The 22,909-nt window shown below is 65.4% G+C and carries 30 protein-coding genes; 9 read left to right on the forward strand and 21 right to left on the reverse strand.

All coding sequences use genetic code 11. The annotated features are described in order from the left end of the window. Positions 1–63: 63 nt before the first annotated feature. From F5544_RS29195 to F5544_RS29280, 18 genes are all read right to left on the reverse strand, one after another. Positions 64–957, reverse strand: a complete 894-nt coding sequence (locus tag F5544_RS29195) for a DUF2637 domain-containing protein (protein ID WP_167476150.1) — start codon at positions 955–957, stop codon at positions 64–66. Continuing rightward, entirely contained in the window at positions 954–1,373 is a 420-nt protein-coding gene (locus F5544_RS29200) for a hypothetical protein (protein WP_167476151.1), read from the reverse strand. Before F5544_RS29200 ends, F5544_RS29195 begins: the two co-directional genes overlap by 4 nt. A 25-nt stretch (positions 1,374–1,398) precedes the next feature. Further along, positions 1,399–2,430, reverse strand: coding sequence for a toprim domain-containing protein (locus F5544_RS29205; RefSeq protein WP_167476152.1), 1,032 nt, complete (start codon positions 2,428–2,430; stop codon positions 1,399–1,401). 3 nt (positions 2,431–2,433) lie between these two features. Next, entirely contained in the window at positions 2,434–3,252 is an 819-nt protein-coding gene (locus F5544_RS29210; protein WP_167476153.1) for a hypothetical protein, read from the reverse strand. Next, positions 3,252–3,653 (reverse strand): SLOG family protein, encoded by a 402-nt coding sequence (locus F5544_RS29215; RefSeq protein ID WP_167476154.1) that lies wholly within the window; start codon positions 3,651–3,653, stop codon positions 3,252–3,254. The genes F5544_RS29210 and F5544_RS29215 overlap by 1 nt, the downstream gene beginning before the upstream one ends. A gap of 5 nt (positions 3,654–3,658) precedes the next feature. Next, a complete protein-coding gene (locus F5544_RS29220; protein ID WP_167476155.1) occupies positions 3,659–4,009 on the reverse strand; it encodes a hypothetical protein in 351 nt (116 codons plus the stop codon). Position 4,010: 1 nt separating this feature from the next. Further along, a complete protein-coding gene (locus F5544_RS29225; RefSeq protein WP_167476156.1) occupies positions 4,011–6,206 on the reverse strand; it encodes a hypothetical protein in 2,196 nt (731 codons plus the stop codon). Positions 6,207–6,249: 43 nt separating this feature from the next. Next, on the reverse strand, positions 6,250–6,621 hold the full coding sequence (locus F5544_RS29230) for a hypothetical protein (RefSeq protein ID WP_167476157.1): 372 nt from the start codon (positions 6,619–6,621) through the stop codon (positions 6,250–6,252). Positions 6,622–6,659: 38 nt separating this feature from the next. Next, entirely contained in the window at positions 6,660–7,028 is a 369-nt protein-coding gene (locus F5544_RS29235) for a hypothetical protein (RefSeq protein ID WP_167476158.1), read from the reverse strand. Between the two features lie 37 nt (positions 7,029–7,065). After that, positions 7,066–7,431 carry a hypothetical protein gene (locus tag F5544_RS29240; RefSeq protein ID WP_167476159.1) on the reverse strand — a complete coding sequence of 122 codons (366 nt, stop codon included), beginning with the start codon at positions 7,429–7,431 and terminating at the stop codon, positions 7,066–7,068. A 23-nt stretch (positions 7,432–7,454) separates the two neighbouring features. Further along, positions 7,455–8,060 (reverse strand): hypothetical protein, encoded by a 606-nt coding sequence (locus F5544_RS29245; protein ID WP_167476160.1) that lies wholly within the window; start codon positions 8,058–8,060, stop codon positions 7,455–7,457. 39 nt (positions 8,061–8,099) lie between these two features. Next, positions 8,100–10,121 carry a type IV secretion system DNA-binding domain-containing protein gene (locus F5544_RS29250; RefSeq protein WP_167476161.1) on the reverse strand — a complete coding sequence of 674 codons (2,022 nt, stop codon included), beginning with the start codon at positions 10,119–10,121 and terminating at the stop codon, positions 8,100–8,102. Further along, on the reverse strand, positions 10,118–11,221 hold the full coding sequence (locus F5544_RS29255) for a hypothetical protein (protein WP_167476162.1): 1,104 nt from the start codon (positions 11,219–11,221) through the stop codon (positions 10,118–10,120). The genes F5544_RS29250 and F5544_RS29255 overlap by 4 nt, the downstream gene beginning before the upstream one ends. After that, entirely contained in the window at positions 11,218–11,613 is a 396-nt protein-coding gene (locus tag F5544_RS29260; protein ID WP_167476163.1) for a hypothetical protein, read from the reverse strand. The genes F5544_RS29255 and F5544_RS29260 overlap by 4 nt, the downstream gene beginning before the upstream one ends. Beyond that, on the reverse strand, positions 11,610–11,963 hold the full coding sequence (locus tag F5544_RS29265) for a hypothetical protein (protein WP_167476164.1): 354 nt from the start codon (positions 11,961–11,963) through the stop codon (positions 11,610–11,612). The genes F5544_RS29260 and F5544_RS29265 overlap by 4 nt, the downstream gene beginning before the upstream one ends. Further along, entirely contained in the window at positions 11,960–12,295 is a 336-nt protein-coding gene (locus F5544_RS29270) for a hypothetical protein (RefSeq protein WP_167476165.1), read from the reverse strand. The genes F5544_RS29265 and F5544_RS29270 overlap by 4 nt, the downstream gene beginning before the upstream one ends. A gap of 175 nt (positions 12,296–12,470) precedes the next feature. Further along, complete coding sequence (locus F5544_RS29275; protein WP_167476166.1) at positions 12,471–12,917, reverse strand: hypothetical protein; 447 nt, start codon at positions 12,915–12,917, stop codon at positions 12,471–12,473. Between the two features lie 26 nt (positions 12,918–12,943). After that, positions 12,944–13,198 (reverse strand): helix-turn-helix domain-containing protein, encoded by a 255-nt coding sequence (locus tag F5544_RS29280; RefSeq protein WP_342760385.1) that lies wholly within the window; start codon positions 13,196–13,198, stop codon positions 12,944–12,946. Between the two features lie 111 nt (positions 13,199–13,309). Between F5544_RS29280 and F5544_RS29285 the strand changes: the two genes are divergently transcribed. From F5544_RS29285 to F5544_RS29305, 5 genes are read left to right on the forward strand one after another with little or no spacing between them, the layout of a single operon-like run. Further along, positions 13,310–14,155, forward strand: coding sequence for a GntR family transcriptional regulator (locus F5544_RS29285; protein ID WP_167476168.1), 846 nt, complete (start codon positions 13,310–13,312; stop codon positions 14,153–14,155). Positions 14,156–14,190: 35 nt separating this feature from the next. Then, complete coding sequence (locus F5544_RS47625) at positions 14,191–15,129, forward strand: glycosyltransferase (protein ID WP_428847187.1); 939 nt, start codon at positions 14,191–14,193, stop codon at positions 15,127–15,129. Then, complete coding sequence (locus tag F5544_RS29295; protein WP_167476170.1) at positions 15,110–16,069, forward strand: aminoglycoside phosphotransferase family protein; 960 nt, start codon at positions 15,110–15,112, stop codon at positions 16,067–16,069. The genes F5544_RS47625 and F5544_RS29295 overlap by 20 nt, the downstream gene beginning before the upstream one ends. 36 nt (positions 16,070–16,105) lie before the next feature. Then, positions 16,106–16,429, forward strand: a complete 324-nt coding sequence (locus F5544_RS29300; RefSeq protein ID WP_167476171.1) for a hypothetical protein — start codon at positions 16,106–16,108, stop codon at positions 16,427–16,429. Positions 16,430–16,449: 20 nt separating this feature from the next. Further along, positions 16,450–16,845 (forward strand): hypothetical protein, encoded by a 396-nt coding sequence (locus F5544_RS29305; RefSeq protein ID WP_167476172.1) that lies wholly within the window; start codon positions 16,450–16,452, stop codon positions 16,843–16,845. 48 nt (positions 16,846–16,893) lie between these two features. Here F5544_RS29305 and F5544_RS29310 read toward each other — a convergent pair whose 3' ends face one another. Both F5544_RS29310 and F5544_RS29315 read right to left on the reverse strand, forming a co-directional pair. Further along, positions 16,894–17,949 carry a tyrosine-type recombinase/integrase gene (locus tag F5544_RS29310; RefSeq protein WP_238846726.1) on the reverse strand — a complete coding sequence of 352 codons (1,056 nt, stop codon included), beginning with the start codon at positions 17,947–17,949 and terminating at the stop codon, positions 16,894–16,896. 519 nt (positions 17,950–18,468) lie between these two features. Continuing rightward, positions 18,469–19,044: a helix-turn-helix domain-containing protein gene (locus F5544_RS29315; protein ID WP_167476174.1), complete on the reverse strand. Its 576-nt coding sequence runs from the start codon at positions 19,042–19,044 to the stop codon at positions 18,469–18,471. Between the two features lie 91 nt (positions 19,045–19,135). Between F5544_RS29315 and F5544_RS29320 the strand changes: the two genes are divergently transcribed. The 3 genes from F5544_RS29320 to F5544_RS29330 all read left to right on the forward strand — a co-directional run bounded on the left by F5544_RS29320 (position 19,136) and on the right by F5544_RS29330 (position 21,519). Next, a complete protein-coding gene (locus tag F5544_RS29320; RefSeq protein WP_167476175.1) occupies positions 19,136–19,330 on the forward strand; it encodes a DUF5808 domain-containing protein in 195 nt (64 codons plus the stop codon). Between the two features lies 1 nt (position 19,331). Further along, a complete protein-coding gene (locus tag F5544_RS29325) occupies positions 19,332–20,261 on the forward strand; it encodes an alpha/beta hydrolase (RefSeq protein ID WP_238846727.1) in 930 nt (309 codons plus the stop codon). A gap of 85 nt (positions 20,262–20,346) precedes the next feature. Next, on the forward strand, positions 20,347–21,519 hold the full coding sequence (locus F5544_RS29330) for a sigma factor-like helix-turn-helix DNA-binding protein (protein ID WP_167476176.1): 1,173 nt from the start codon (positions 20,347–20,349) through the stop codon (positions 21,517–21,519). Here F5544_RS29330 and F5544_RS29335 read toward each other — a convergent pair. Then, positions 21,474–22,070 carry a TetR/AcrR family transcriptional regulator gene (locus F5544_RS29335; RefSeq protein WP_167476177.1) on the reverse strand — a complete coding sequence of 199 codons (597 nt, stop codon included), beginning with the start codon at positions 22,068–22,070 and terminating at the stop codon, positions 21,474–21,476. The genes F5544_RS29330 and F5544_RS29335 overlap by 46 nt on opposite strands. A 288-nt stretch (positions 22,071–22,358) precedes the next feature. On the opposite strand from F5544_RS29335, the gene F5544_RS29340 reads away from it, so the two are divergent. Beyond that, on the forward strand, positions 22,359–22,889 hold the full coding sequence (locus tag F5544_RS29340) for a YybH family protein (RefSeq protein ID WP_167476178.1): 531 nt from the start codon (positions 22,359–22,361) through the stop codon (positions 22,887–22,889). Positions 22,890–22,909 lie beyond the last annotated feature (20 nt).

The raw sequence follows: 22,909 nt of genomic DNA on the forward strand, positions 1-22,909 counted from the left end.
ACCGGCTGGGTGCGGTCTGTGTACCGAATGCCGCATCCGGAGGGCTGAGTTCGGGTGGGCGGATCATCGGTCTTCTCCTGTGGTGGTGAGCTTTTCGGCGGCGGTCAGGGTGCGGGTCACCGTCGACTTGCTCGTATCGATCTGTTCGGCGATCTGGGAGTGCGTGTATTTCTGTTCGTGGCGCAGGCGCAGGATCGTCGCCACGGTGGCGGGGTCGCGGCGCCCGGCAGGGTCGGCGCTGCATATTTGCTCGGCGAGTGCCGTCCACCGGTCGATCTCGCGCACCGGGTCGGTGCGTTGCTGGTGCGCAGAGGCTTCGATCGGGTCCGGTTGTGCACCTTCCAGTTCTGGTGTGCGTTGGTGGATAAGCATTTCGGCTGTGCTGGTGCGGGTCTCGTTGCGGACCTCGCGCACCGATACGGTGCGTACCGGTTCGGTGCGCACCGCCGGTTCGGCGGTGTCGGGTTCGGTGCGGGCGAGCACGAGCAGCGCGATGGTGGCTTGCCCGATGGCGCCGTCGACAATGAGCGGGAACAGGAATGCCAGGTGTTGGCTCATTCCGACCTGGATGGCCAGGTTCGTCAGGGCGTCGAAGGACAGCCGGAACGCGATACCGGCGATGGTGGCGGTCAAGGCGGCAACGGCCCAGTAGGCCAGCCGTGCTTTGTTGCGGGCACGGACAAGCAGGCCGACGCCGTGGGTTGCTGCCAGCAGGGCGACGGGTGGGAAGCTGGCGACGAACGCGGCGACCCACTGCTTTCCGGTCGGTGCGTTGATCCAGGCGTGCACGATATTTCCGGCGATCGACATCGCGGCGACCAAAAGTAGTTCGCCCCAGAAGAACCGGATCGCCGCGAGTTGTTCGCGGGTGCGTGCACCGGTCGGTGCGGCGGCTGGTGCGCTGCGGTGCGCAGCGTCGTTGCTGCGCACCGCGTGTGCACCGGTGTAGCCGGTCACCGGTTCCCCGAACCGCCGACACCGGTGGGTGCCGGGGTGTAGGTGGCGGTGAACAGGCGTGCCTTGGGGTAGCTGAGGTCGGGTCCGGTGTAGGTGACCGCCAGGGTGGCGCCGATCTCGAAGTCCTCGGCGCCGCTGTCCTCGAGCGCGATGCCGATGGCTTGTTCCATGCGCCAGGACACGTACAGGGTGCGTGGCCCGGCGGATGTGCCGAGGGTGATGACGGCTTGTGTCACCGGCTGGCCGTCGTCGTCGAGTTCGATTTCATCGGGGGCGCCGTCGAACTTCGGCTTCGGCTCTTCAGCGATCTTGGTGATCAGTCCTGTGACGGTCGTACCGATCTCGGTGTTTTTGCCGAATGCCGAAAGCGGCCGTGCGGCGCGGCGGAAACGTCGCCCGAGAGTATTGCTGGACATGAAACTGGTTCCTTCCGTTGCGGTTTCAGCGGGTCCGGGTGTAGCCCCGCGAGGGAGACGGGTCACGGCCCGCTGGCGGTGGGTGGTTCCTGGGTGGTTGGGGTCGGTCGAGGTAGGGGACGGGTTCGAGGTCGGACAGGTCGTATCCGGCGTCGAAGTGGTCGGAGAGGTCTTTGCCGCCGCGGGCTTGCAGCACCCGGACCTCGCCGACGCGGCCGACGAGGGTGTCGGCGACCTTGGCGGCGTGCCGATAGCCGGGCCGGTCGCGATCGGCGATCACGATCACCCGGGCGGCGCCGCGCAGCCAGCGGGCGTGCTCGGGTGTCCAGCTGCCGGCGCCCATCGCGTTGCAGGTCGCGATCAACCCGGCCTGGTTGGCGCGTTGCACGTCCTTCTCGCCCTCGCAGACGTAGATCTCGCGTCCGGTGTCGAGGGCTTCCCGGATGTCGGACAGCTGCCACGGGATCGGCGCGAAACCGCCTTTCTCCCAAGCGGTTCCGGTCCACCGGGCCTGCCAGAATGATTTCTTGTGCCCGTGCTCGTGCGGGGTGTGTACTCGCTTTACCGCGCCCTCGACCCGCCCGTTGGGCCACCGGTACACGTAGGTGTCGACCGTTTCCGGCGGCCCGACCTGCACCCCGAGGTCGGGTTTGGACAGGATCGGGAATCGGGCGGCCAGGATCGCCTTCTCCACTGGCGCGACAACCTTCGAGGAGTTCGACGGCTGCTGCTGGCCGCGGCCGGCGCGGCCGGTGTCCGGACGGCGGGTGTCGGTGCGGCGTTCGGGGAGCCTGTCGAACATGTCGCGCACTCGCAGATTCAGCCGGGCCAGCACATCCTGGTCGTCGCATCCGGCGAAGCAACGCACGATCGTCTTGGCCTGCCGTTCGTCGTAGCGCACACCCAAACTCGGGTTGTGGTAGCGGCCGTCTCCCTCATGGACCGGGCACAGGTAGCGCACCCAACCCGAGGAGTTACCGCGGCCGGGCCCCATCGCCTTGTCCAGGGCGGCGGTGATGACCTGCCACGAACGCCCTTGCGGCGGTTGATGTTCCATCGCTCACCGCCCTCGCACGATCGCGCGTCGCCGTACCGGGACTGCGAGCCGGTCCAGGTCGTAACTGGGTTCCGTCGCTGTGGTTGGGGCGGGTTTGCCGACACCCCACCTGGCTGGTGGCGTGGTTCGGTTGGCGTTGGGTCGCCGCCGGTGCCGGTGCGCGTTCGGGTCGTCGATGCTGTCTTCGTCCCACTGCAACGGCAACGCCCACTGTCGGCGGTGCGCGTAGTCCCGGGCCGCCTGGGACGGGCCGGGCGTCATCTGAAGACGCTCGAAGACCTCGGCGATCTGGCGGTGCCGCCGCACGGTGATCGACCGGTCACCGTGCATCAGAGGCCCCATGTTCCCGGGCTGCAAACCCAGTTCACGGGCCAGATGCGCCTGCGGATACCCGATCGCCACCAAAGCCCGAAGACGCCGCTGCGCGCCGATCACGGGGACCGTGTCGTTGGCGGCGGCGACCGCGGTGATCGCCTCCGGCACCGGTACCGCGAGGATCTTCGCCGCGGTGGCGTGCGAGATCCGTTGCGGCGCCGGGCGTCCGGTCCGTCCGTGCAGCACGGTGTTGAGCACCGACCGGTGCAGGCCGGCCAACGCGGCGAGGCGGCGGTGGCTGAGCCCGGCCTGTTCGAGGCGAACGATGTGCTCCCGGACCGGGTCGGCCGCGGTGCGGTCGGGATCCCAGGTGCCGTAGGCGGTGCGCCGGTGGCGGGTGCGCCCGTAGCAGGCACCGCACAGGCCACGCCGCAACGGTTTCCGTGTCCGGCCGCAGCTGCCGCACGCCACCGGGTTCGAACCTTGCTGTCCCGCAGTGGTAGTCATCACACGCGGCTCCGTTCGATCGCACGATGGCTGGTGCGTTCGTGCCGGTGGACAGGGATACCGGCGGCCGTCGCGACACCGGCGGCGTGGCTGGCACCGGCCGAGTGGTCGCGGATGAACGCCAAACAGACATCCGCGCCGAGGTCGACCATTTCCTGATTGCGGCTGAAACCGGCGGCGCGGCCGTGGCGTTCCCAGTCGGCGGGGTGTGGTTCGTCGCGTTCGCCCCAGGCCCGCCAGATCCCGGCGGCGATCCGATCGGCGCCGCGGGCGTCGCCGTGCACGAGGGTCGCGCCTTGGGAACGGTAGGGCCGCAACGCTTCCCGGATCTCACCGATATCGGTCCAACTCCGCGAACCGGTGACCAGAACCCGCAACCGCTTGCTTTCTTGTGGGTTCATCGAGCTCACCGCTCTCGCTGGATCCGCGGCCGGGAACGGTCGTTACCGGTAAGCTGACGAGCCTGCTGCTGGCTGCGGTATTCGACCTCGGTCACGCCGTATCCGTCGTTGTGGTCGATGTTGTCGAGCATGCGGCCCATGACCTTCGGTGCCCGCTGCCAGTCGTCGGCCGCGTCGGACAGGTACGCCCAGTGCTCGGCATGCGGCCCGGCTTCCCACCGGCGAGCGACCTCCCCGCGCTGCTGGTCGAGCCGGTCGATATCGGTGTCGGTGACTCCGTCCGCGTACATCGCACGGCCGAGCTGGTGGTACTGCTCGTAGTCGGCGCGCATGGCTTCCTCGTGCTCGCGTTCCATCTCAACGGCTCCTTTCGATTCCGTTGCGCTGCCGCCTGTTTGAGTTGTTGCGGCGGAAATCGGCATCGCTTTGACTGCTGGGACGTCCGGTGTTGCGGATCGGGTCGGACCGCTGCTCGTCGGGGGGTTGCGCGGCGTCTCGGCGTGCTTTGTCTTGCCGGTAGGCTTGGTCGCCGCCGTTGTCCCACCATCGGGCGAACTCGCCGGCCATCTGGTCGGGAGTCGTCAGCGTCGCGGCGCGGTCGGGGTCGATGGTGTTGAGGTGTTCGTGGAAGGCGCGTTGTTCCTTGTCGTTGAACGCCTCGGCCATCTCGCGTGACTTCTGCGGATCACGGTGAGAATCGGCGCGCCCGTTGCGTGCCGAGTGCTGGTGACCATTGCCATTGCCGGTATTGGTTGTGACGGGATGGTGTTCACGGCCTTCGGCCCGGGCGCGGGCGGCGCACCACTCGTTCATGGCTGCGAGCACACCGGTAGGAGAGCCGTCGGCTATGTACACGCGGTGGCCAGGCTCGGCGTGATTGTCGACGATGTTGACGCGCACATTGGTTTCGCCGAGGTCCATCGAATTGATCCGATGTTTGGCCCATTCGTATGCTTCGGCTGCGGTGTCGAAATCTCGCCGCGCCGGCCGCTGCGTCGGGGGCAACTGCTCGACGTCTTCGAGCCCGCGGGCCTGGGCCAGCGCCCGGTCATCGGCGCGGCGTATCAGCGCGGCGAACCGCTTGCGCTGTTTCTCGTCTGTGCCGTCGCCGTATCCGTTGCCGCCGCGGTCTGTCGGCTGGGTGGCGCCGAGCCCGGCCGAGCGGCGCCCGGAGATCACGTGGTCGCGGTTGCCGTAGCGGTTGTGGTCGGGGGTGTTCTGGACGAGTTTGCGGACGGCTTCGTCGCGTTCGCACTTGTAGCGGTCGCGTTCGGACTCGACCCGGCTCAGCTGCTCGATCTCGTTGGCCAAGCGCAGGTTTCGGGTCTTCAGCTCCTCGATGTGGGCCTCGGCGGCGTCGAGTTTGCGGCGGAAATCGTCGCGGTCGGCGGAGACGGCGTCCAGGCCGCGCTGGAGCACACCGACACGGTTCTCCAGCCGGTCGCGGTCGGTGGAGATGTCGGCGAGGCGGCGCTCGATCGCGGTGATCCGCTGCTGTTCGGTGATGCTCGTTGACTCCGAAGTGGTTGCCTGCCCGTGGTTTTGGTGCGGTGCGGTTGGCTGGCTGGTGTCGCGGCGTCGGTGTTCGGCTCGTCGGTCGGTGATCTCGTCGCTGACCATGCCCAGCGGACCGGTGGCGACCTCACCGGACCGCTGGTCCCCGGCCCGGCGGATCGCCGCGGTGAAGTCGGTGGTGTCGCGGTCGCCGGTGGCGGCGTAGTTGTCGAGCTGGCGCAGCGTCCAGTCATAGGCTTGCTCGCGGGTGGCGAACCGCCCCCGGCGCGGCCGGTCGGCGTGCGGGACGGATGCGAGGTCCTGCTCGTCGAGCCCGAACAACCCCGCCGGACCGACATGCGCGGTGAACGGTGCCTCGATCGCGGCGTCGGTGGGTGCCGGTGGTGTGCCGTGCTGCGCCAATTCCGCGATCCGCCTGCGTAATTCGGCGTTCTCAGCGGCCAGCTGCTGCGGGTCGGTGGCTTGCTCGGTGCGGGCGCGGTCCTCGGCGATCAACTCGGCATTGCGGCGGCGCTGATTCGCCAGCCAGTTCTCCGAACGCACCGCTGCGGCGCGGGCACTCATCGCGGCCTCCGGGGTGTCCAGCCGGGGAAAGACCTCCTCGACGCGAGCGCGGGGGTTCGACGAGATGGCGTTCAGCGCTTGCACAACCTGGCCCCGTTGTTCCAGTGAAAGCGCGGTGTTGTGCACGGTGGACTCGATGCCGTGGCAGATCCCGGTCAACCGGTCCCGCTCGGCAACCCAGTCTTCGGAGTCGTCGGCCACCCCATACGCCGCACGGGACCTACGGGCCGCTACCGCGGCGGCTTCGGTCTGAAAGTCGGTGACGCGCTTGGTGAACCACGCCTGCGCGATACGCTGCTCACCGACCTGGATCCGCAGCGCTTCAGCGAGGTCCCGTTTCTCCTTGCGGGTCAATCGCCTGACCCCGGCATAACGGTGGGTGGCTCGATGATTCTGGATCCAGGCGTGGGCGACGTTAAGGATCTGGCGCAGGGCGCCGGAGGTGTCTCGGCTGATCTCGTCCATCTCGGACATGACGATCGAATTCCTTTCAGGGATAACAGATTTCGGAGAGGAGTTATCGGGACCGTTGGATCGGCGCCCGCTCGGCGCGGCGACGGTCGGAAAGCTCGACGGCTGCGGCTGTGGTGAGCTGGATTCGGTCGAAGTTCGAGCCGCGGGCGAACACCAGCCACTCGGCGGCGTACTTCAATCGGTTGTCCGCAGTTTTCAGATCATCCAGGGTCCGGCCGGTGACTTCGGCCGGAGCGATTGTGCTGTGAGGGTCGGCCATCTCGATGGCATCGGGGTGGGCGCCCAGCACTTCGTAGTCGTGTCGCAGTGCGGTGAGCTCGTGCCGGAATGTGGACAGGTCGTCGTACATGCGATACAGACGTTCCTGCAACTCGGCGGGCGAGTATCGGATCGGCTCGTCGGCGGTCTCGGGCATGGTGGTGAATTCCTTTTCGGGATAACAGGTTTCGTGGGTTACCGGGATCGTTGGATCGGCGACGGCGCGGTGCGGCGCTGTTCGAGGTCTTCGGTGGCTTGGTCGGTGAGCTTGAGCCGGGTCGCGTACTGGCCGCGAGTGGCGGTGATCCACCGCTCGGCGCCGCGCAGCTGGCAGTCGGCGCGCGACAGGCCGCTGAGGACGGCGTCGGTGGCGACGACCGGCTCGATCGGCTTGCCAGGGCCGTCTACCGCCAACTCGTTCGGATGCCGACGCAGATCGCGGTACTCGCGTTGGATATCGGCGAGTTCGCCCTGTACTTCGTGCAGTCGTTCACGGACCTGGTGCAGCCGTTCGTGCAGGTCGGCTGGCGCGGTGCGAACCGGTTCCTCGGCGTTGTCGGTCATGATGGTGAATTCCTTTCTGAATTAATGGATTTGAGTGCTATCGGGTGCGCTCGGTCCGACGCTGCCGGGCCAGTCGGCCTTCGCGCTGCTGGTCGGCCTGGTCGGTCAGCTTCAACCGGCCGCTGAAGCGGCGCGCCTCATCGACGGCGCGCTCGACCTGACCGAGCTGGTCCTCGGCCTTGTCGAGCGCGTCGAGGGCGGCGCTGTTGGCATCGATCGGCCGGATCGGTTCACCGAGGTCGTCGACCGCGAGCGACTGCGGGGAATCGGCGAGGTCGAAGTGGCCGCTGCGGATGCGGTTGAGCTCGTCGCGGAACTCGATGATCCGGTCGTACAGGCGGCCCGTCTGCCGGTATAGGTCGGCTGGGATCGGCAGGATGGGTTCGTGTCGGTTGTCGGGCATGATGCTCGGGTCTCCTTTGTGGGTTATGTGGTTGCGGTGCGGTGGTTTTCGTGCCGGTCGCGGGCGTCTTCGATGCGGCTGACGACCGCGCGCAGCAGGGCGACGAGGGTGGTGGCGATCGCGGCGATGGCGTGGCCGGTGCCGGTGGCGGCGGTGGCGAGAACCTGGGGGATGGTGGGGCGAAGGGCTGCGTGCCACCACAGGTAGGCCAGCCAGCCCAGGCCGTACGCGGTGAGCGGGCCGACTACAACGAACGGTTCGCCCCAGCCCGCCAGCGCGCCGAGGCCGACCACTACAGCGGATCCGCCCGCCGCGCCGCGGACGAGCCGCCGGCGCGCGGTGCGCCCGTAGTCGGGGTCGCTGGTCTTCGCCCACGGGTCGGCGTCGTCGGTCTCGTCGAGGGTGTCGGTGCCGGTGGTGACCAGCCGCAGCCTTGGCCGGTCGATAGTGGTCGGCTCGTCGAGCGGGTCGGGCGGGGGCGGGTTATCGGCGACCTCGGCGGCCAGGGCCAGGTAGTCGGCGAACTCGTCGGCGAGGATTTCGCCATCGGTTCTCGGGTCGATCGGTTCGCGCCCGTCGTTGTCGTGGTCGTCGTCGTTGTGGTCGTGGTTGTCGCGGAAGACGCGCATAGTTGTTGCCTCGCAATCGGATTCGCGGAGAGGATGGGTTTAAGCGGCGGCGGTGATGCCGGTGGCGGCAGGGCCCGGTCCGGGTTCGGTGCCGGGCAGCCGGGGCAGATCGGCGGTGGTGACGGGGATGACGCGGCCCCATTGCGCGCGGCGGGCGCGGGCGTAGACGAATTCGCCGGTGTCCAGGTCGCGCAGGATGTCCGGGTCGACCAGCCACGCCTCGCCGACCTGAACTTGGCCTTCGTCGCCGTGGCGTTGGCCTTTGATCAGGTGGCGGCTGGGCAGCATGGCGCGCCGGGAGCCGAGGTGTTTGCACAGATCGCCGGCGTTTTCGCTGTAGCCGATCAGCACCCCGCCCGCGCAGGACTTCAGCAGCCGGTTCAGCGACCACGCATCCGGTGCCAGCCCTTCCTGGGATTGCGCGGCGATCAGCATCGCGACCCCTTGGGAGCGTCCCCGCTCGCATACATCGATCAGCCCGATCGCGCCCTTGCTGGTCGTGAGTGCCGAGAGTTCGTCGATGATCAGGGTGACGGTGCGGCGCTTGTCTTTCGCGGTCCGTCCGGCGCGCAGCATCACCATCCGCAGGATCGCCGCGACCTGCGCGCGGGCCGCGTCCTTGTCCAGGCCGGGCACGGTGACGAACAACGCGTCCAGCTCGTCGAGGTCCTTGCCGCCGTCGAACACGAACCGCCCGTTGTGGTCGGTGAGCAGGTCGAACAGGTTGTGTGCCTTGATCAACACGTCATCGATCTGCGGGACCTTCTCCTCCTGCATCGCGGTGACCATGCGCTTCACATCCGGCGCGCCACCCCACAGATCGATCAGCACATCCGCGTCCAGCCGATCCAGGAACTCCTCGTGAGAGCGCGGCGGCCCCGCCGGCGCGTCGACGACCAGGGACACGATGCGGCGGCGCATCTCGTCGAAATGCTGCCCTTCGCTGGTGGTGGCCTCCCCCGCGTTGAGCAGATCCGCCAGCACGGCGCGCTGCTCTCGCGCGTTCAACGTCTCGAACAACCTCAACTGGTCGGCGCCGGGCATCACCATCGCGATCCGCTGTGGCGCGATGCCTTGGCGAATCAGGTTGGCGCGCCACTCGATTCCCAGGTCGCGGTCGTCGCGTCCGCCCTTGCACGAGATCAACACGATCAACGGCCGCCGGTGCTTGCCGCGCATCGCGGGCACCTCGCACCAGCGCTGCCAGGCCCGCCACTCGTAGTCGAGCATGCCCGCCGCGTACCGTTTGATCGCCTCGGTCTTGCCCGACCCGGTCGCGCCGATCACCGCCACATGCCGTTTGGCCTGCTTGTGCGGGATGACCATCCACTGCTGATGCCGTGCGGTCAGCTCGGCCCACAGCCCGGCCGGTTTCGCCGAGGTGCGATCGGCCAAGGGCCCCAACACGATTCCATCACCGATGCTGTAAGGCGCGCCCAGCTTCGCCGCGGCGGCGGCGCGGGCGAACTTGCGCGACAGCATCGCCTCCTTCACCCGTTCGGTGCGGGTCAGCGACTTCAACCCCACCGTGTGGGTCTTGTGCACGAACCGCGCCCACACGTAGGTCGCAGTCAACGCCGCGAACGGCACACCGAGTGCGAGCATCATCCGCACCCCGGCCCAATCCCCGCCGGTCACCCGGCTGGCGCCGGACCACAACAGCGAAGCCGGCGTCGACCAGGAGCCGCCGGCCAGCGCCGAACACCCCGGCAGCAGCAGCGAGGCGATCGCGAAGTTCCGCAGCCGGTGCGGCGCCAGCGGCCACCGCGCCGCCACCGCCACGATCAACACCAGCATCGCCACCACGACCAACCCGCACACCGTCGCCGTCTCCAGCACATGACCGGCTGCGGCAAAGCCGGTGTGCTCGTCGACCGGCAGGTTGACCGAATCGAGCTGGTGGATCGGAGGTTTGACCGGGTGTGTGTCGATCGACGGCGGCACCGTCTCAGCAGCCGGCGCCGGCGCCGGCGTCGGCGGCGGTGGGGGCTGCCGTCCGGTGGTGTGCAGCGGGTCGCAGTCGTCGGGAGTGATGATCCACGTGCATTTCTGGTCGGTCATGATGCTTCCTGCTGGGAAAGACGGGTGAGGTTGCGCCGATGACGACGGCGGTTGGCGCTCTGCTCTTTGCGGGCCTCGCGCAGCTGCGCGTAGCGGGTGAGGAATTTCTTCCACTCGCGGTCGAAGTCGCGGATCACCAAAACCAGTGCCAACTCACCGAATTCGGCTTCCGGCAACCGCTGGTAGGCGGCGTTGACGTTGTCGAGCACCGCAGCGGACCGGCACAGGTACAGCACCCCGACCATCGGCTCATCGGTGCTGTCGCGGGCGGCGCGGACCGCGCCCCGCAGCGCGATGTCCATGTACTCCGGGTCCTTGCGCGACAGCTCCACCTCCACGGCCCACCAGCCGTGACGGCCTTTCACCACCCCGAGGAACCGGCCATCATGGACGTGATCGCGGCCCAACCGCGGCGCCCGGCCGGTGGATACCTCCACCGCCTTCGCCGAGCGGCGATTGCCGGTACCGACGGCACCGAGCCGGTGTCGCAGCTCCCGCTCCGACACCCACAACTCCGGGGCCGCCCCCACGTACATGACCCGCGCCTGCGCGACAGCCCGATAGTGTTCGGCCAGCGCGATCGGCGGCCGCCAATCCGCGGGCCGCCACCCCAAATAGCGGGCAGCGGTGACCCGGGTCGGAACCACCCACTTCTCGCCGGCCTGCACCGCATCCGGCTCGTAGATCAAACCCTCGCCATGCAGCTGCTTGACCAGGCTGTGGACGTGGTTGCGTTCCATTCCCAGAAACCAGCCCAGCACGTCGAGCTGCATGCCATGCATCTGCGACAGCCCCAACAGGGCCTGCGTCTTGCGGGGCGTCCAACGACCTGACTTCTTGTCCCGCAACAGATCCTGCACCGTCGTGCGCGGCAACCCGACCCGGCGACCGATCTCCGACTGGCTGACTCCACGGCCGCGCAGCGCGGCGACCTCGCCGAGTACCGTCTCGACCTGCCGCGAGGTCAACCCCAACGTGCGAGCGATGTCCCGGTAGGTTTTACCGCTGCCGCGCAGCCCGGCCACGATCTGATCGCGGTAGGCGAATTCCAGATCGGCGTAGAACGCCGACACCGCCGACGTCATCGGTTTGCGGTTCATCGGTTCCGCTCCCGCCCCGGACGGCCCATGCCGCGCCGCGCCGCGATATCCGCCCGTGCCCGAAGGACGCACTCCCGCAGCTCGGTGGCCTCGACGCCGCGGCGCTCGCACGCCCGCACCGACCGCTCCCACCGCGCCAGCCGCAACGCCTCCAACTGCGCAGGCGACGGAACCCGTTTCCGCACAGCAGAATCCGCGTCGAACAGGTACGCCTTCAACGGCCCCCGCGACCCACCACGCGCCCGCAGAACCTGACCCTCGTACTCCCCACCCGGCCGCTGACCATCCCGAGCCAACTGCCGACGCGTCCGCAAATGGCCCGGAGCCGAACCCCACGGCCACGTCGGAATACCGAACCGTTTGCCCTCCGGATCATGAAAACGGCCACTCATCGCGACCGCCTCACATCACGAGCCCCCTGGCGCTCCCGTCGAATCTGTTCGAGCCGCTGCTCGACGTTCGCCTTGGCCTGCGCCTGTATCTCGGCTGCGCGGGTTTCCCCGTACCGGGCAACAAGCACCCGATCCCATGCCGCAATTCGCTCTTGCCCCGCCTGCTCGGCGACGCGACTCCCGTAGGCCCACCGCTCCTCCTCGAAGCTGGCATCCCGAAAGCCCTTGACACTCGCGACATGAAAAGCGGCATCCGAAATATCACCCAGCACACCGGAGACCTGAACCAGCCGCCGATACTCGGCATCCAGCGCCGTGAACTCGACACGGCCGCCGTCCTGCGCGGTCATCGGGCCACCACCTGAGTTGCGGTGACGCACGAACCCGGCTTCTCCGGCGGCACACCGGAATCCGCGGCTCGGCAGATGTTCGGCGACGGCGTGTAGTGCTGGTAGTCGACCAGCGCCGCGGTGCAGCCGGCCATTCCGGCCAGCAAGATCACACCAACCACCGCCACAGCGACCGCCGGCCGCATCAACAACAGCAACTGCCCGGTACTGAAAATCAATGAGCCAGTCCCCGAGAACTCCGGACCAGCCATCGCATCCAGAGCGGCATGACTGTAACCACGGTCAGCATGAATATCGTTGCGTCCCTGCGGAACACCCAGAAATCCGTTCATCGCCGCCACACCCCCGGACGACGACCCAGACCCCCAATAGCCGATCGGATGAGCCACCGAGCACCGACGACCAGAACAATCGCGCCAATGGCCACACCGACCGTGAACGAGGGTGCGATGAAGAGGCCAACGACGAAAGCGACTACGACAATGAGAAAAAGGTCGCGAAGCATGGCTACTCCCCTCCATCGCTGTCGATGTAGAGGTGGCCAAGTGCCGCAGCGGCCGTGCTCAGAGCCTTAGCGTGCAGCGTCATCTCGATGCGAGATTCTTCGAGAGCGCCCGCCGCCAAATCAGCGGCAGTCATCGCAAGTTCGCTGTCGCTTCGATCGCTGTCGTGGGTTAGACCCGGCATGGTCACGAGTTCTTCGGCCCACCTATGCAGCTGGCGGAGTACCTGGACCGCGCTGTTGGCTGCGGCGGACAAGGTTCCGGCTACGAGATAGACATCAGCCGGATCAGTGAGGACTTCGCTATCGGTGCGCAATGTCGCGTGAGCGAGGTACCGCCACAACTCCGCGATCCCATTCGCCGCGGTAGTGATGCTGTCGGCGGTGTGCGGCCCATCCGTCGACCACAGCATTGAAATGGCGTCAGATCGGTCGATCTTCTTGGGAGACATAGCATTTCCCGACAAATGATCGTGCATCACGCAACACCGCCAGACGGCTCACGAAGCGGTCGCACAAGCGCCAGGACTTCGTCCAGATCGACTCGAATGGAGCGTTCGCCTACTCGATAAGCAGGCACTTTGTCGTCATCAATCCAACGACGCAGCGTTCTGGTGCTGACACCGATCGTCTCAGCAGCGTGGGTGACACTGACCAAGCGCCGAGACAAGCGCCCGCGCAAGTGACTCTTTGACATCGAGATTCCTTTCCCCAGCTCCCCCCAGGGCCGCATATGCGGCCTTGGTTACCTATGCATGTTCATAGTGATGCAACTTGCATAGGCAAGTCAATGGGTTGTCTAGGTTGCTTATCAAAGAGGGGGATTAGGGCTTACGCTGGACCAATGACCACGCTCGATCGAGACGACCCGCGACCGCCATACCGTCAGATGGCCGACATCCTGCGTGCAGCGATCCTCACCGGAAAGATCCGGCCAGGCGAGAAGCTTCCATCCGGGCCTGAACTCGCCGAGCAATATGACGTATCCAAGGTCACCGCTCAGCAAGCCGTCCGCGAGTTGCGGAACGAGGGCCTAGTGGTATCGCGACAAGGAAGCGGCGTCTACGTACGGGAACGCACAGAACGGCCGGTTGGCCTTCGACCGCACCTCGAACGAGCGTTCGCCGAGCCGAATGTGACCATCGATTTCGCGGGGTTCAGTGGCGAGACGCTGCATGGCGCCATCTCTGAGCCGCTCGATAGGATCCGCGATGGACGGTTCCGGCCGGATTCGCTCACCGTACGGATCCTCGTCCCAGACCCAGCCACCCCGTGGACCCTCCCGGCACGTGCCGCGGATATGACAGACAGCCCCGCATTCCGCAAACGGGCGGCCCGCAAGATGGAACGTTATACCTTCGGCGTACTCGAAGAGGTTCGCGAGTTACAAGACCTCGGCCTCATCCAGTCCGCGACAGCCGAGGCACGAATCTATCCAGCAGTTCCGCTCTTCAAGTTGTACATTATCAATGGCGTCGACATGTTCTTCGGCTACTACCCGATTGAAGAGCATGAGATTGTCCTCGATGGTGAGCCAACTGTTATGTGGGATCTGATGGGCAAGAATTCCACGTTATTCCATACCGGCGTAAACAGCTCCGATACCGATGATTCAACCACAAAGCTCGTGCGGCAGTCACAATTCTGGTTCGACAGCGTATGGAAAATCGCCCGCGAAATCCAGCCGTAGAAAAAGGATCCAAAATCGTGCCAGTACCCACGGCCATGCTGGGAGTCGTCATTGTTACACACAATAATGAGCATGACCTGAAACGCTGTCTGGACTCTTTGCAGACAATAGGGAACGCGAGCGACGCCTACGTTATAGTTCGAGACTGCAATTCAACAGATCAGACTGTTGAATTAGCCAAAGAACACCCGATCGTATCCAAGGTCGTAGTCGGTGAGAACGTTGGATACGGGTCTGGCTGCAACAGTGCAGTTCAAGCCATTGAGCGGCCGATCGAGATGGTTCTAATCCTCAACCCAGACACAGTTCTCGATTTTGACGTGGCCGACCTACTCAGTTACGTCGACCGCTACCCTGGATTCGGGTGTGCCAGCGTCCGACAAGAATCATTCGATGGCCATCTAGTATGGTCATGGGACGAGTTTCCTTCGTCGCAGTTGGAATGGCGGAAAGCGAAGCATACGAAACTGTTGCAACGGTCGACCGACGGATACGGCTGCGACCGTCGCGTCGATTGGACAATGGGCGCATTCCTATTGATTCCGTATTCGGAGTACAAAAAAGTCAAAGGGTTCGACGAGCAATTCTTTATGTTTTGCGAAGAAACCGACCTATGTAAACGCTTAAACACTAAGGGCGCACCGACCTACTATATCGATAGTTTCCGATTCCTTCACGATCGGAGCGACAAGGGTTCGCTTTGGCGGGAAGTTTTACGAATAAATTCGCGGCGCATGTACGACAAGAAATGGTTATCCCGCTCAGAAACCCTGGCTTGCCAGTTCGCACATACTTACAGGTGGCTGCACGATGCAGTACACCCAGCCCGACCACGAGATAGGTACCTCGCGTTTCCGCGACTACTGGCAACCTGGGATCTAATCCATGCGGTCACACCACCCGATTCCGTCCAAACGAACCTGGACTCGTGGCGATCAGTGCGACCCTTCTGGAGTGCAGTTAACCGATCATGAAGCACACGAGCTGATGGAGCGTGTCCGCGCGCTCGAACCCGACTTCCGCGGGCACTACATGGAGAACTACCGTGTGCAAACCAGCGTCGGTGACGCCTTGCTTCGCCGCGCCCGAACCGATGTGTTCAGCGGGTACGACCCTCGGATGATGCCTGAATCAGACGCCCTGATTGCGGCCCGGCATCGAGGTGTCAACGTTCCGGAGGTTCTATATGCGGCCGACTCGTATCTCATCGAGCGATATCTCTGCGGGTCATTGCCGTCTATGGCCGGCTCCGACCCGCTCTCCTGGCTGACGGATCTGCTCAGCCAGGTACAGGCCATGCAGTCGCACCCTGCGCCAGCGTCGCCCCTGAGCAGCGTCTATGAGTGGCAAAACTGGATGGCTCACTTCCTGAGCAGCCTCTACGCTGAGCTGCCGCAGCGCCACACCGACCGAATCGCGTATCTTGGCGTGCCACCCCTGGATGCATTCTGGCGGCCGGACAGTGCGCAGTCGGCGCGCAGGCTCGTTCTAGTCCACGCCGATCTACATCCGGACAATTTGCTCGTAGCTGACGATGGCGTGTGGATCTTGGACTGGGAGCTTGCGCAAGTTGCCGATCCCGTCTGGGAGGCTGCGGTTTCGCTGCATCGCACTCCATGGCCTGATCTGGCAATGGAGTCGCAAGCTTCTGCGATGTGGCTCCACGTGCTCGACTCCACCGAGGATGTAGCAGTCGATGAATTGCTGGTCCAGTACCGCGGGCTTGAAACCTGGAAATCGCTATTGGTGGATTCATGGCGATATCCGGAGGCAATCGCATCCGACCCGAGCTGTCTCGACTCATGCGTTAGGTCGTTTCATGTCAAGCTCGCCGAAGGTGCCCGCAGGTTCGGTTGCACCAGTCTGTCGACATCCGAAGTGCGTCAACTGCTTCAGAACTGGGCAGCGACCTGACACATCCTGACTCGCCATACCCACTATGATTTTGGTATGGCGAAGAAGACTCGGAAGGTGACCGTCACCATTCCAGAGGATGTGGCCGCGACCCTAGAGCAGTGGCGTGAGGACGGGCGCATCAAGTCGGTGAGCGAGTACGTCACCAACCAGCTGCAGGCGGGGATGAATCGTGCGGCGTCGCTGCGGGCCGTCGAGACCGTTCACGGCGGGACCAACGGGCCGAAGCGTCCTCCGCTGGAGTTCATCAATCGCGGGCGCGCTCTGCAGGGTCTGCCACCGCTGACCGAAGCACAGGCCGACGCCATCAGCGCCCAGGCGTGGGCCACCGAGCCCGGATCGCGGTCGGGCGCGGCGTGAATGAAACTTCACCAGCGGCCGTGTCCGGAATCGTCTTCGACACTGCCGCTGTACTCGGCTGGATCCACAATCACCCGTATCCGCAAGGAATCTACTGGTCATTCGTCGAGCATGGCGGAATCGTCGTAATCCCGGCGGCGGTACTGGCGGCGGCTGAAGCCACCGAACGCAATCGCGATGCTCTGGCCGTGCTGCTCGATGCCCCGCACACTTTGGTCTCGGTCCTGGACCGCGCTGCCGCCGCAGACCTCGGTGCGCTCCTACGACGGCGCGTGCACTCCGATCAGGCAGATATGCTGATCACCGCCGCACACGCAATCACCGAAGCCACATCCCGAGGTTGGTACGTACTCACGGACCGCGCTGAGTTGCTGACCCAGATCGATCCCAAGGTGCTGTTCGATACCTTGCCCTAAAGCTCAGCTTTGGCTGCTGACCGAGTGCCGGAAAGCCCCCTACCCCAGCTAGTCCGTTGTGCGCACATCTACCAACTCCGACAGCTTCTTCGCAAGGTCGGCATCGCGATCCTGCGCGACCCGCTGGTAACGCATTGCCGCCGCCACCGTGCTGTGGCCGAGACGTGCCTGAAGTTCCTTCAGGGTTGCGCCGGCCACGGCCGCCATGGTTGCACCGGTGACACGGAGATCATGGAAGTGTAGATCGGGTCGGCCAGCTGCTGATCGCCCCTTGTAGTAGTGCCGATACAACGTCGACGGCGCCAGGTAGCCACCATGCTTCGCAGGGAAGAGCAGATCGCTTTTCTTCTTCCCTGTGTGCGTCTGGAGATGTTCTTTGACGGCGTCGCGCAGATGCGGCGGCACCGTCACCGGCCGGACACCCGCTCGCGATTTCGTGGTCTCAGCCTTCCTGCCGTCCTTCGTTCTGACCGCCCCGAGACGGATGTTCAGCGTGATCCGATCCTTGGCGACGACGACGTTTTCCCTGCGAAGCTCGGTCAGCTCCCCGAATCGGAGTGCACACCACGCCGCGAGTTCGACCATAAGCTGTAGTCGGGCAGGCATTTTCGAGACGATGACGGCAAGTTCCTCCAGTGTTGCCGGAGGCGCCTCATGCGCAGGTTCGACGGATCCGGCGCCTCGAATCCTTACCGGATTCATCGGGATTCGTTCCTCATCCTCGGCCGTCCCGAGGATGGTTCGTAGCAGCGAGTAGGCGTGCGACCGATACGTTGGATGATCGACCAGCGTCTTCTTGTACCACGCTTCGATATCGTCTCGGGTGATCGACCGAATCGGCAGTGGCCCAAGCTCAGGGTAAATATGGTCCTCCAGCAAGTCCTCGTAGTGCTCCCGAGTTCGTTGCTTCAGCGGCCGACCACGCACCAGCCGGTGCTTCAGCCAGTCGTCGGAATACTCCTTCAATGTCAGGCCAGCCTTGGGCGTCTTACCCACCGTCGGCGCCGTCCACAACCCGTCCTTGATCGCGCGGTGCACACCCCGGAGCCATGTTTTTGCCTCGTCCTCAGTGGCAAATGTCTTGGGTGCCTTGTATCGACGCATGTCCGGACCGGTGTACCGAGCTTGCACCCGTCCAGAGGCCAACGTCCGGAGCGTCCCGAACGAGCGCTTGGATTCACCGTCATGTCGCGCCATCTCGCACCCCTCGAACTCGTGCCCAATCCGTGCCCAATATCACTAAAAATGCCCAATCTCTGCCCGTTGGATGTCCCCTTCTGACATCAGATGTCTGCGAGTGTCATCTCAACGAATACACAGGTCAGAGCAGCTAAATCGAGTATAGGCGCAGGGTCGCCCATGCAGAAGTCAGGAGCGTAAGTCACTGGTTCAATCCCAGTATCGCGCACCACCGAAAGGCCCGGTTCAGCCGGGCCTTTCGTGCGTTTGGGCCCAGGTGCGGTCGTGGACTGGTCTCACCCGGCCGCGAATGGTGCCGCTAATTTGAGCTGAGCCGATTCTCTTGTGGCGGTTGGCACATCGCATACGGACGGCGCATCTCAAGCGGAATCTGTTGCGGCGTTGGGGTTCTGGACCAGGGCTGTGGCGTTCGGTGTAAGGGGATCAGTCCGGTTGGTCGGCGGTGCTGTCGCCCGTGGCTGGTGGCTTCGCGTGACTTTCGCCGGGGAGCTGAATTGTTCGGAGGGTGTGGAGTTTCCGGCCTGGGGTGGGTTCGTTGGCTAGGCGGGGGGCCAGGATTCGGCCCAGGTCGGCTTGTAGTTCGGCGAATTCGGTGTCGTCGAGCCACATTCCGGCCATCCGGTAGCCGACGCCGTCGCGGACGAAATCGATATCGTCGCGGGTCAGGTAGCGGTCGAAGTCGACGACGAGACCGGCCAGATAGGCCATGAAGGCGTGGCGGTGCTCGTCGACGGTCATGGCGGCGAGCCGGGCGGGCGTGATCCGGGTGGCCTCGACTCGCAGCCGGTAGGTGCGTTCGACGGTGCCGCGGACGCGGCGCTCGGACACCACCTCGAGGACGTCGCCGTCGACCAACCGAGCGACATGCCGATAAAGGCTCGCGGGCGGAATGTCGTCGAGTTCCGTATTCAACGCGGCCGTGGTCAGCGACGATTTCCCCAAGAAGGCCTGCACGATACGCAGGCGAACCGGGTGCAACAACAGCTCGACGGCATCCACATCGACAACCGTAACACGATTGCTATCATCAATGATAATAATCGCGGTATTGTTAGCAATGGAGGGACCGAACCGAAAGGATGTGAGCCCGATGACCAGCGATCGCGTTCCCGAACCCGAGGGCAAGGTGCTCGGAATCCCCTACGACTGGCGGCGTCCCACCGGTGCGCGGATCAAGGCGCGCTGGTGGAATCCGGACGACCCGCGCCTGTTCACGCCGAAATCCTTCGGCTGGGGCTACGGCCTGAACCTCTACCGGCTGTTCCACTGGGGTAGGCGCGACTGATATGGCGGATATCGCATTCGACAGCGAGGGCTACCGGCTCGCCGGAACCTTCGTCGACGTGCCGAATCCCATTGCGGCGGCGGTACTCATCGTCGGCTCCGGGCCGATCGACCGGGATTCCAATCACCGCAGGCTGCGGTTGAACGTCACCGCCGCGATCGCCGAAGCCCTTGCCGGGGTCGGCGTTTCGTCGCTGCGCTACGACAAGCGCGGGGTCGGCGCCAGCGCGGGCGACTATCTGCCGACCGGGCTGGCGCAGCAGCTCACCGACGCGCGGGCCGCCGCGCGCTGGCTCGCCGACCACGCGCCGGGCGTACCGTTGCTGGCGATCGGACATAGCGAAGGTTCGCTGCACGCCATCGAATTGGCGGCCGAGCACAGTGTTTCCGGCGCCGGGCTGATCAGTTGCGGCGCCAGGAGCGGCGAAGAAGTGCTTATCTGGCAGGGCGAGAAGATATTCGGCACCTTGCCGAAGTGGCTCAATGCCGCGCTGCGCGTCCTGCGCGTGAATCCGCTTGCGACACAGCGCAAGCGGATTGAACGAATCAAGAACTCCACCGCCGACGTGATCCGGGTCCAAGGGGTCCGCCTGAACGCCCGCTGGTTCCGCGAATTCCTCGCCTACGACCCGAGGCCCGCGCTGGCGCGCATCGACGTCCCGGTGCTCGCGCTCACCGGCGGCAACGATCTACAGGTGCCGCCGGACGACGTACGGGTTATCGAGGGTCTGGTCAAGGGTCCGTTCGAGGGGCACATCGCCGGCGATCTCAGCCATATCCTGCGCCCGGACCCGAAACCGGCGGGTCCGCGCGGATACCGCCGTGCCGTCAAGGAGCCGGTGAGCGCCGCGGCGCTCGGCATCATCGCCGCCTGGGCGGCCGGGCGGCGGGCCGAACAACCCGGCGAGATCGCGCGGACACCCGCGACCTGACCGCGCCCGCGCTTCGCCCGATTTGTCGGCCGACGGCGATACGCTCTTGCGGCACAGGCCGAATAGTCGAGGCAGGGGTCGTGAGGTGACGGTGTTGCGGGATGTCGGGGATGACGCGGGCGATCCCGAGCTCGACGATATCCGCGACGATGTGTCGCTGGAGCTGGAGGAGGTCAACGAGGTGTTGGCCGCGCTCATCGCCGAGCACGCGGAGCGGCGGGCACGCGACGCCGAAATCCTGACGCTGCGGCTCGGCATCCGCGGCGACCGGCCGGAAACCCTCGCGACCATCGGTGCGCGCTTCGACCTGGCCCGGGACCGCATCCGCCAGGTGCACACCAAGGCGGTCGGCCAGCTGGTGCGGCACGCCCAGCTCACCGGTCGGCGCGGCGGCGTCTTCGCCGAGCGATATCCGTTGGGCGCACGCGATTCCCAGCTGCTGCGAACACTTCTGATGGAGACCTACGCCACCGACACGGATATCGCCGCGCACGAATTGTCTTATCTGAAGCTGCGATTGGCCGGGCACGCGGCGGAGGATGCCAAGCGAGTCGCCGGATTCGTCATGCAGCGAATCCTGGCCTGGCGCAAGAAGACGAACGCTCGCCTCACCAAGCTACAGCCGCCACCACCCACCGGCGAGCTGGAACCGGCTCTCGCACAGGTCGATTGGCCGTCGGGCGCATCGGCTCCGCTGCCCGGTGAGTCGGCGCGGATCGTCGACGCGGACGACGACGGACGCGGCCGGTTCTACCTGGACAAGGTCGGCCGGGATGTCGCATTCGATTCCGGTTTGGAGGCAAGGCTTTTACGGCTGCTCACCGCGAGCGACGCGGTGCAGACCTTCCAGGAGACGCCGAGCGCCGTCACCTACCAGCTGGACGGCGCGGACCGGGTCGCCTACCCGACCGTCGCGGCCCGCCTGACCGATGGCCGCGTAGTGCTGATCGACGTACAACCGCTCGGCCACATCGGATTTCACACCAACCGCGCCAGATCCGCCGCAGCCCGCGCCTACGCCCACGACAAAGGCTGGGGCTGGGCGATCTGGACCGGCAGCAGGCTCGGCGTCCCGGATCTGTTGCACCGCAAGGTCGATGCGACCGTGGAGTCACGACTCGGCGAATTGATCACGACCGGTCCGGTGTACTGGCACGCGCTGCGCGAGATCCGCGACCTCACCGCCCTGGACCTGATCGCCCTCACCCTGCGTCACGAATGGCGCTGGGATCGAGGTCCATTTACGCTCAGCGCCTGATCCGGCCGCAACCCGGCGACGATTACGTCGGCCGCTACTCGCCACGGGCTGCCCGCGGTGATCGCGGCGGACAGACCGACGAGCAATCCGTAGTAGGTCGCCGCGGTCACACCGGTTCGCAGCACTCCGGCTATCTGGGCCCGGCCGACCAGTTCGCCGAGGCTGGCGCTGAATTTCGTATCTGCCTGGGATACTTGGCCTTTCACCGGCGCGTCGGTCAAGAATCTGCGCAGGCCAGGTTCCCGGCTCATCACCTCGCCGCAGCGCAGAACGTGATCGACGACCGCCGCCCACGGATCCACGATCGATAGCGAATGGGCAAGGGCCGCATCACGTTCGACAGCCCATTCGGCCATCATCGCGTCGACCAGATCTTGCTTGGCCGGGAAGTTGCGGAACAGTGTTCCGACGCCGACACCCGCATCCTCGGCGATGCGCCGCATCTCCAGCGCCGCACCATCGGCCGCGAAGGCCGCGCGCGCCGCGACGAGGATCCGCTCGCGGTTGCGGCGGGCGTCGGAGCGACCGGTCTTGGCATCGCTACCGCTCATGACTCCTGGCCCCCGCGCTCGTCGACCCCGTACGCGAAGCACATGGTGCCCACGGCTCCCTCAACACGCCACCGCCCCGACCACGCGCGGGATGCACCGTCTCGATGGTCCACTCGAAAGCTCCTTTACGACGCCTGACATTCGACGACACCGTGCCCATGACATGCACGCTCACCACATCAAAGTAATACGGAGTTGGAGATCCGGTTCCACTTGACCCATTCCATTCATGATCGCTAGCGTAGGGAACCGGAGTTCCAATTCCGTTTTACTTCTCAGGAGACGACCATGCGCGGTCACCATCGGATGCCCATCGCACTATTTCTCGCCGCCGCAGCGGCATTCGGACGTACGTCGCGAGACAGTGGTGCGGAACCGCGAAGCACCGCCGAACAGCAGGTCCGCGCCGCCATGCACCGCATGATGGCGGCCTTGGACAGTCGCGATTCGGCCGCATTCCTCGCCGAATTCCACCCCGACGCAGACTTCCACAATCCGATCGGCATGGTGCTGCACGGCATCCCGGAGATCCGCGCGCTGCATGAGAAGCTGTTCGCACCGCAGCCGCCGCCCGGATTTCCCAGCTTCGCCGATACGACCTCGACCGGTTCGATTCAAGCCCTGCGGTTCGCCGGACCCGATGTCGCGGTGGTGGATTGGCGGTGGACACAGCGGGGCGCACGCACCGGATCCACTGAGTGGAGCGACCGCGCGGGCACCAACACCACCGTGTGGACCCGAGAAAACGGACGGTGGGGTGTATTCGCGTGGCGGGACAAGGACTTTCCGACCGGATATCAGCGGCCGCCGGGCTACTGAGCTGATAGTCGGCTGAGAAG

Source organism: Nocardia arthritidis, assembly GCF_011801145.1.
In the GTDB taxonomy this organism is placed as follows: domain Bacteria; phylum Actinomycetota; class Actinomycetes; order Mycobacteriales; family Mycobacteriaceae; genus Nocardia; species Nocardia arthritidis_A.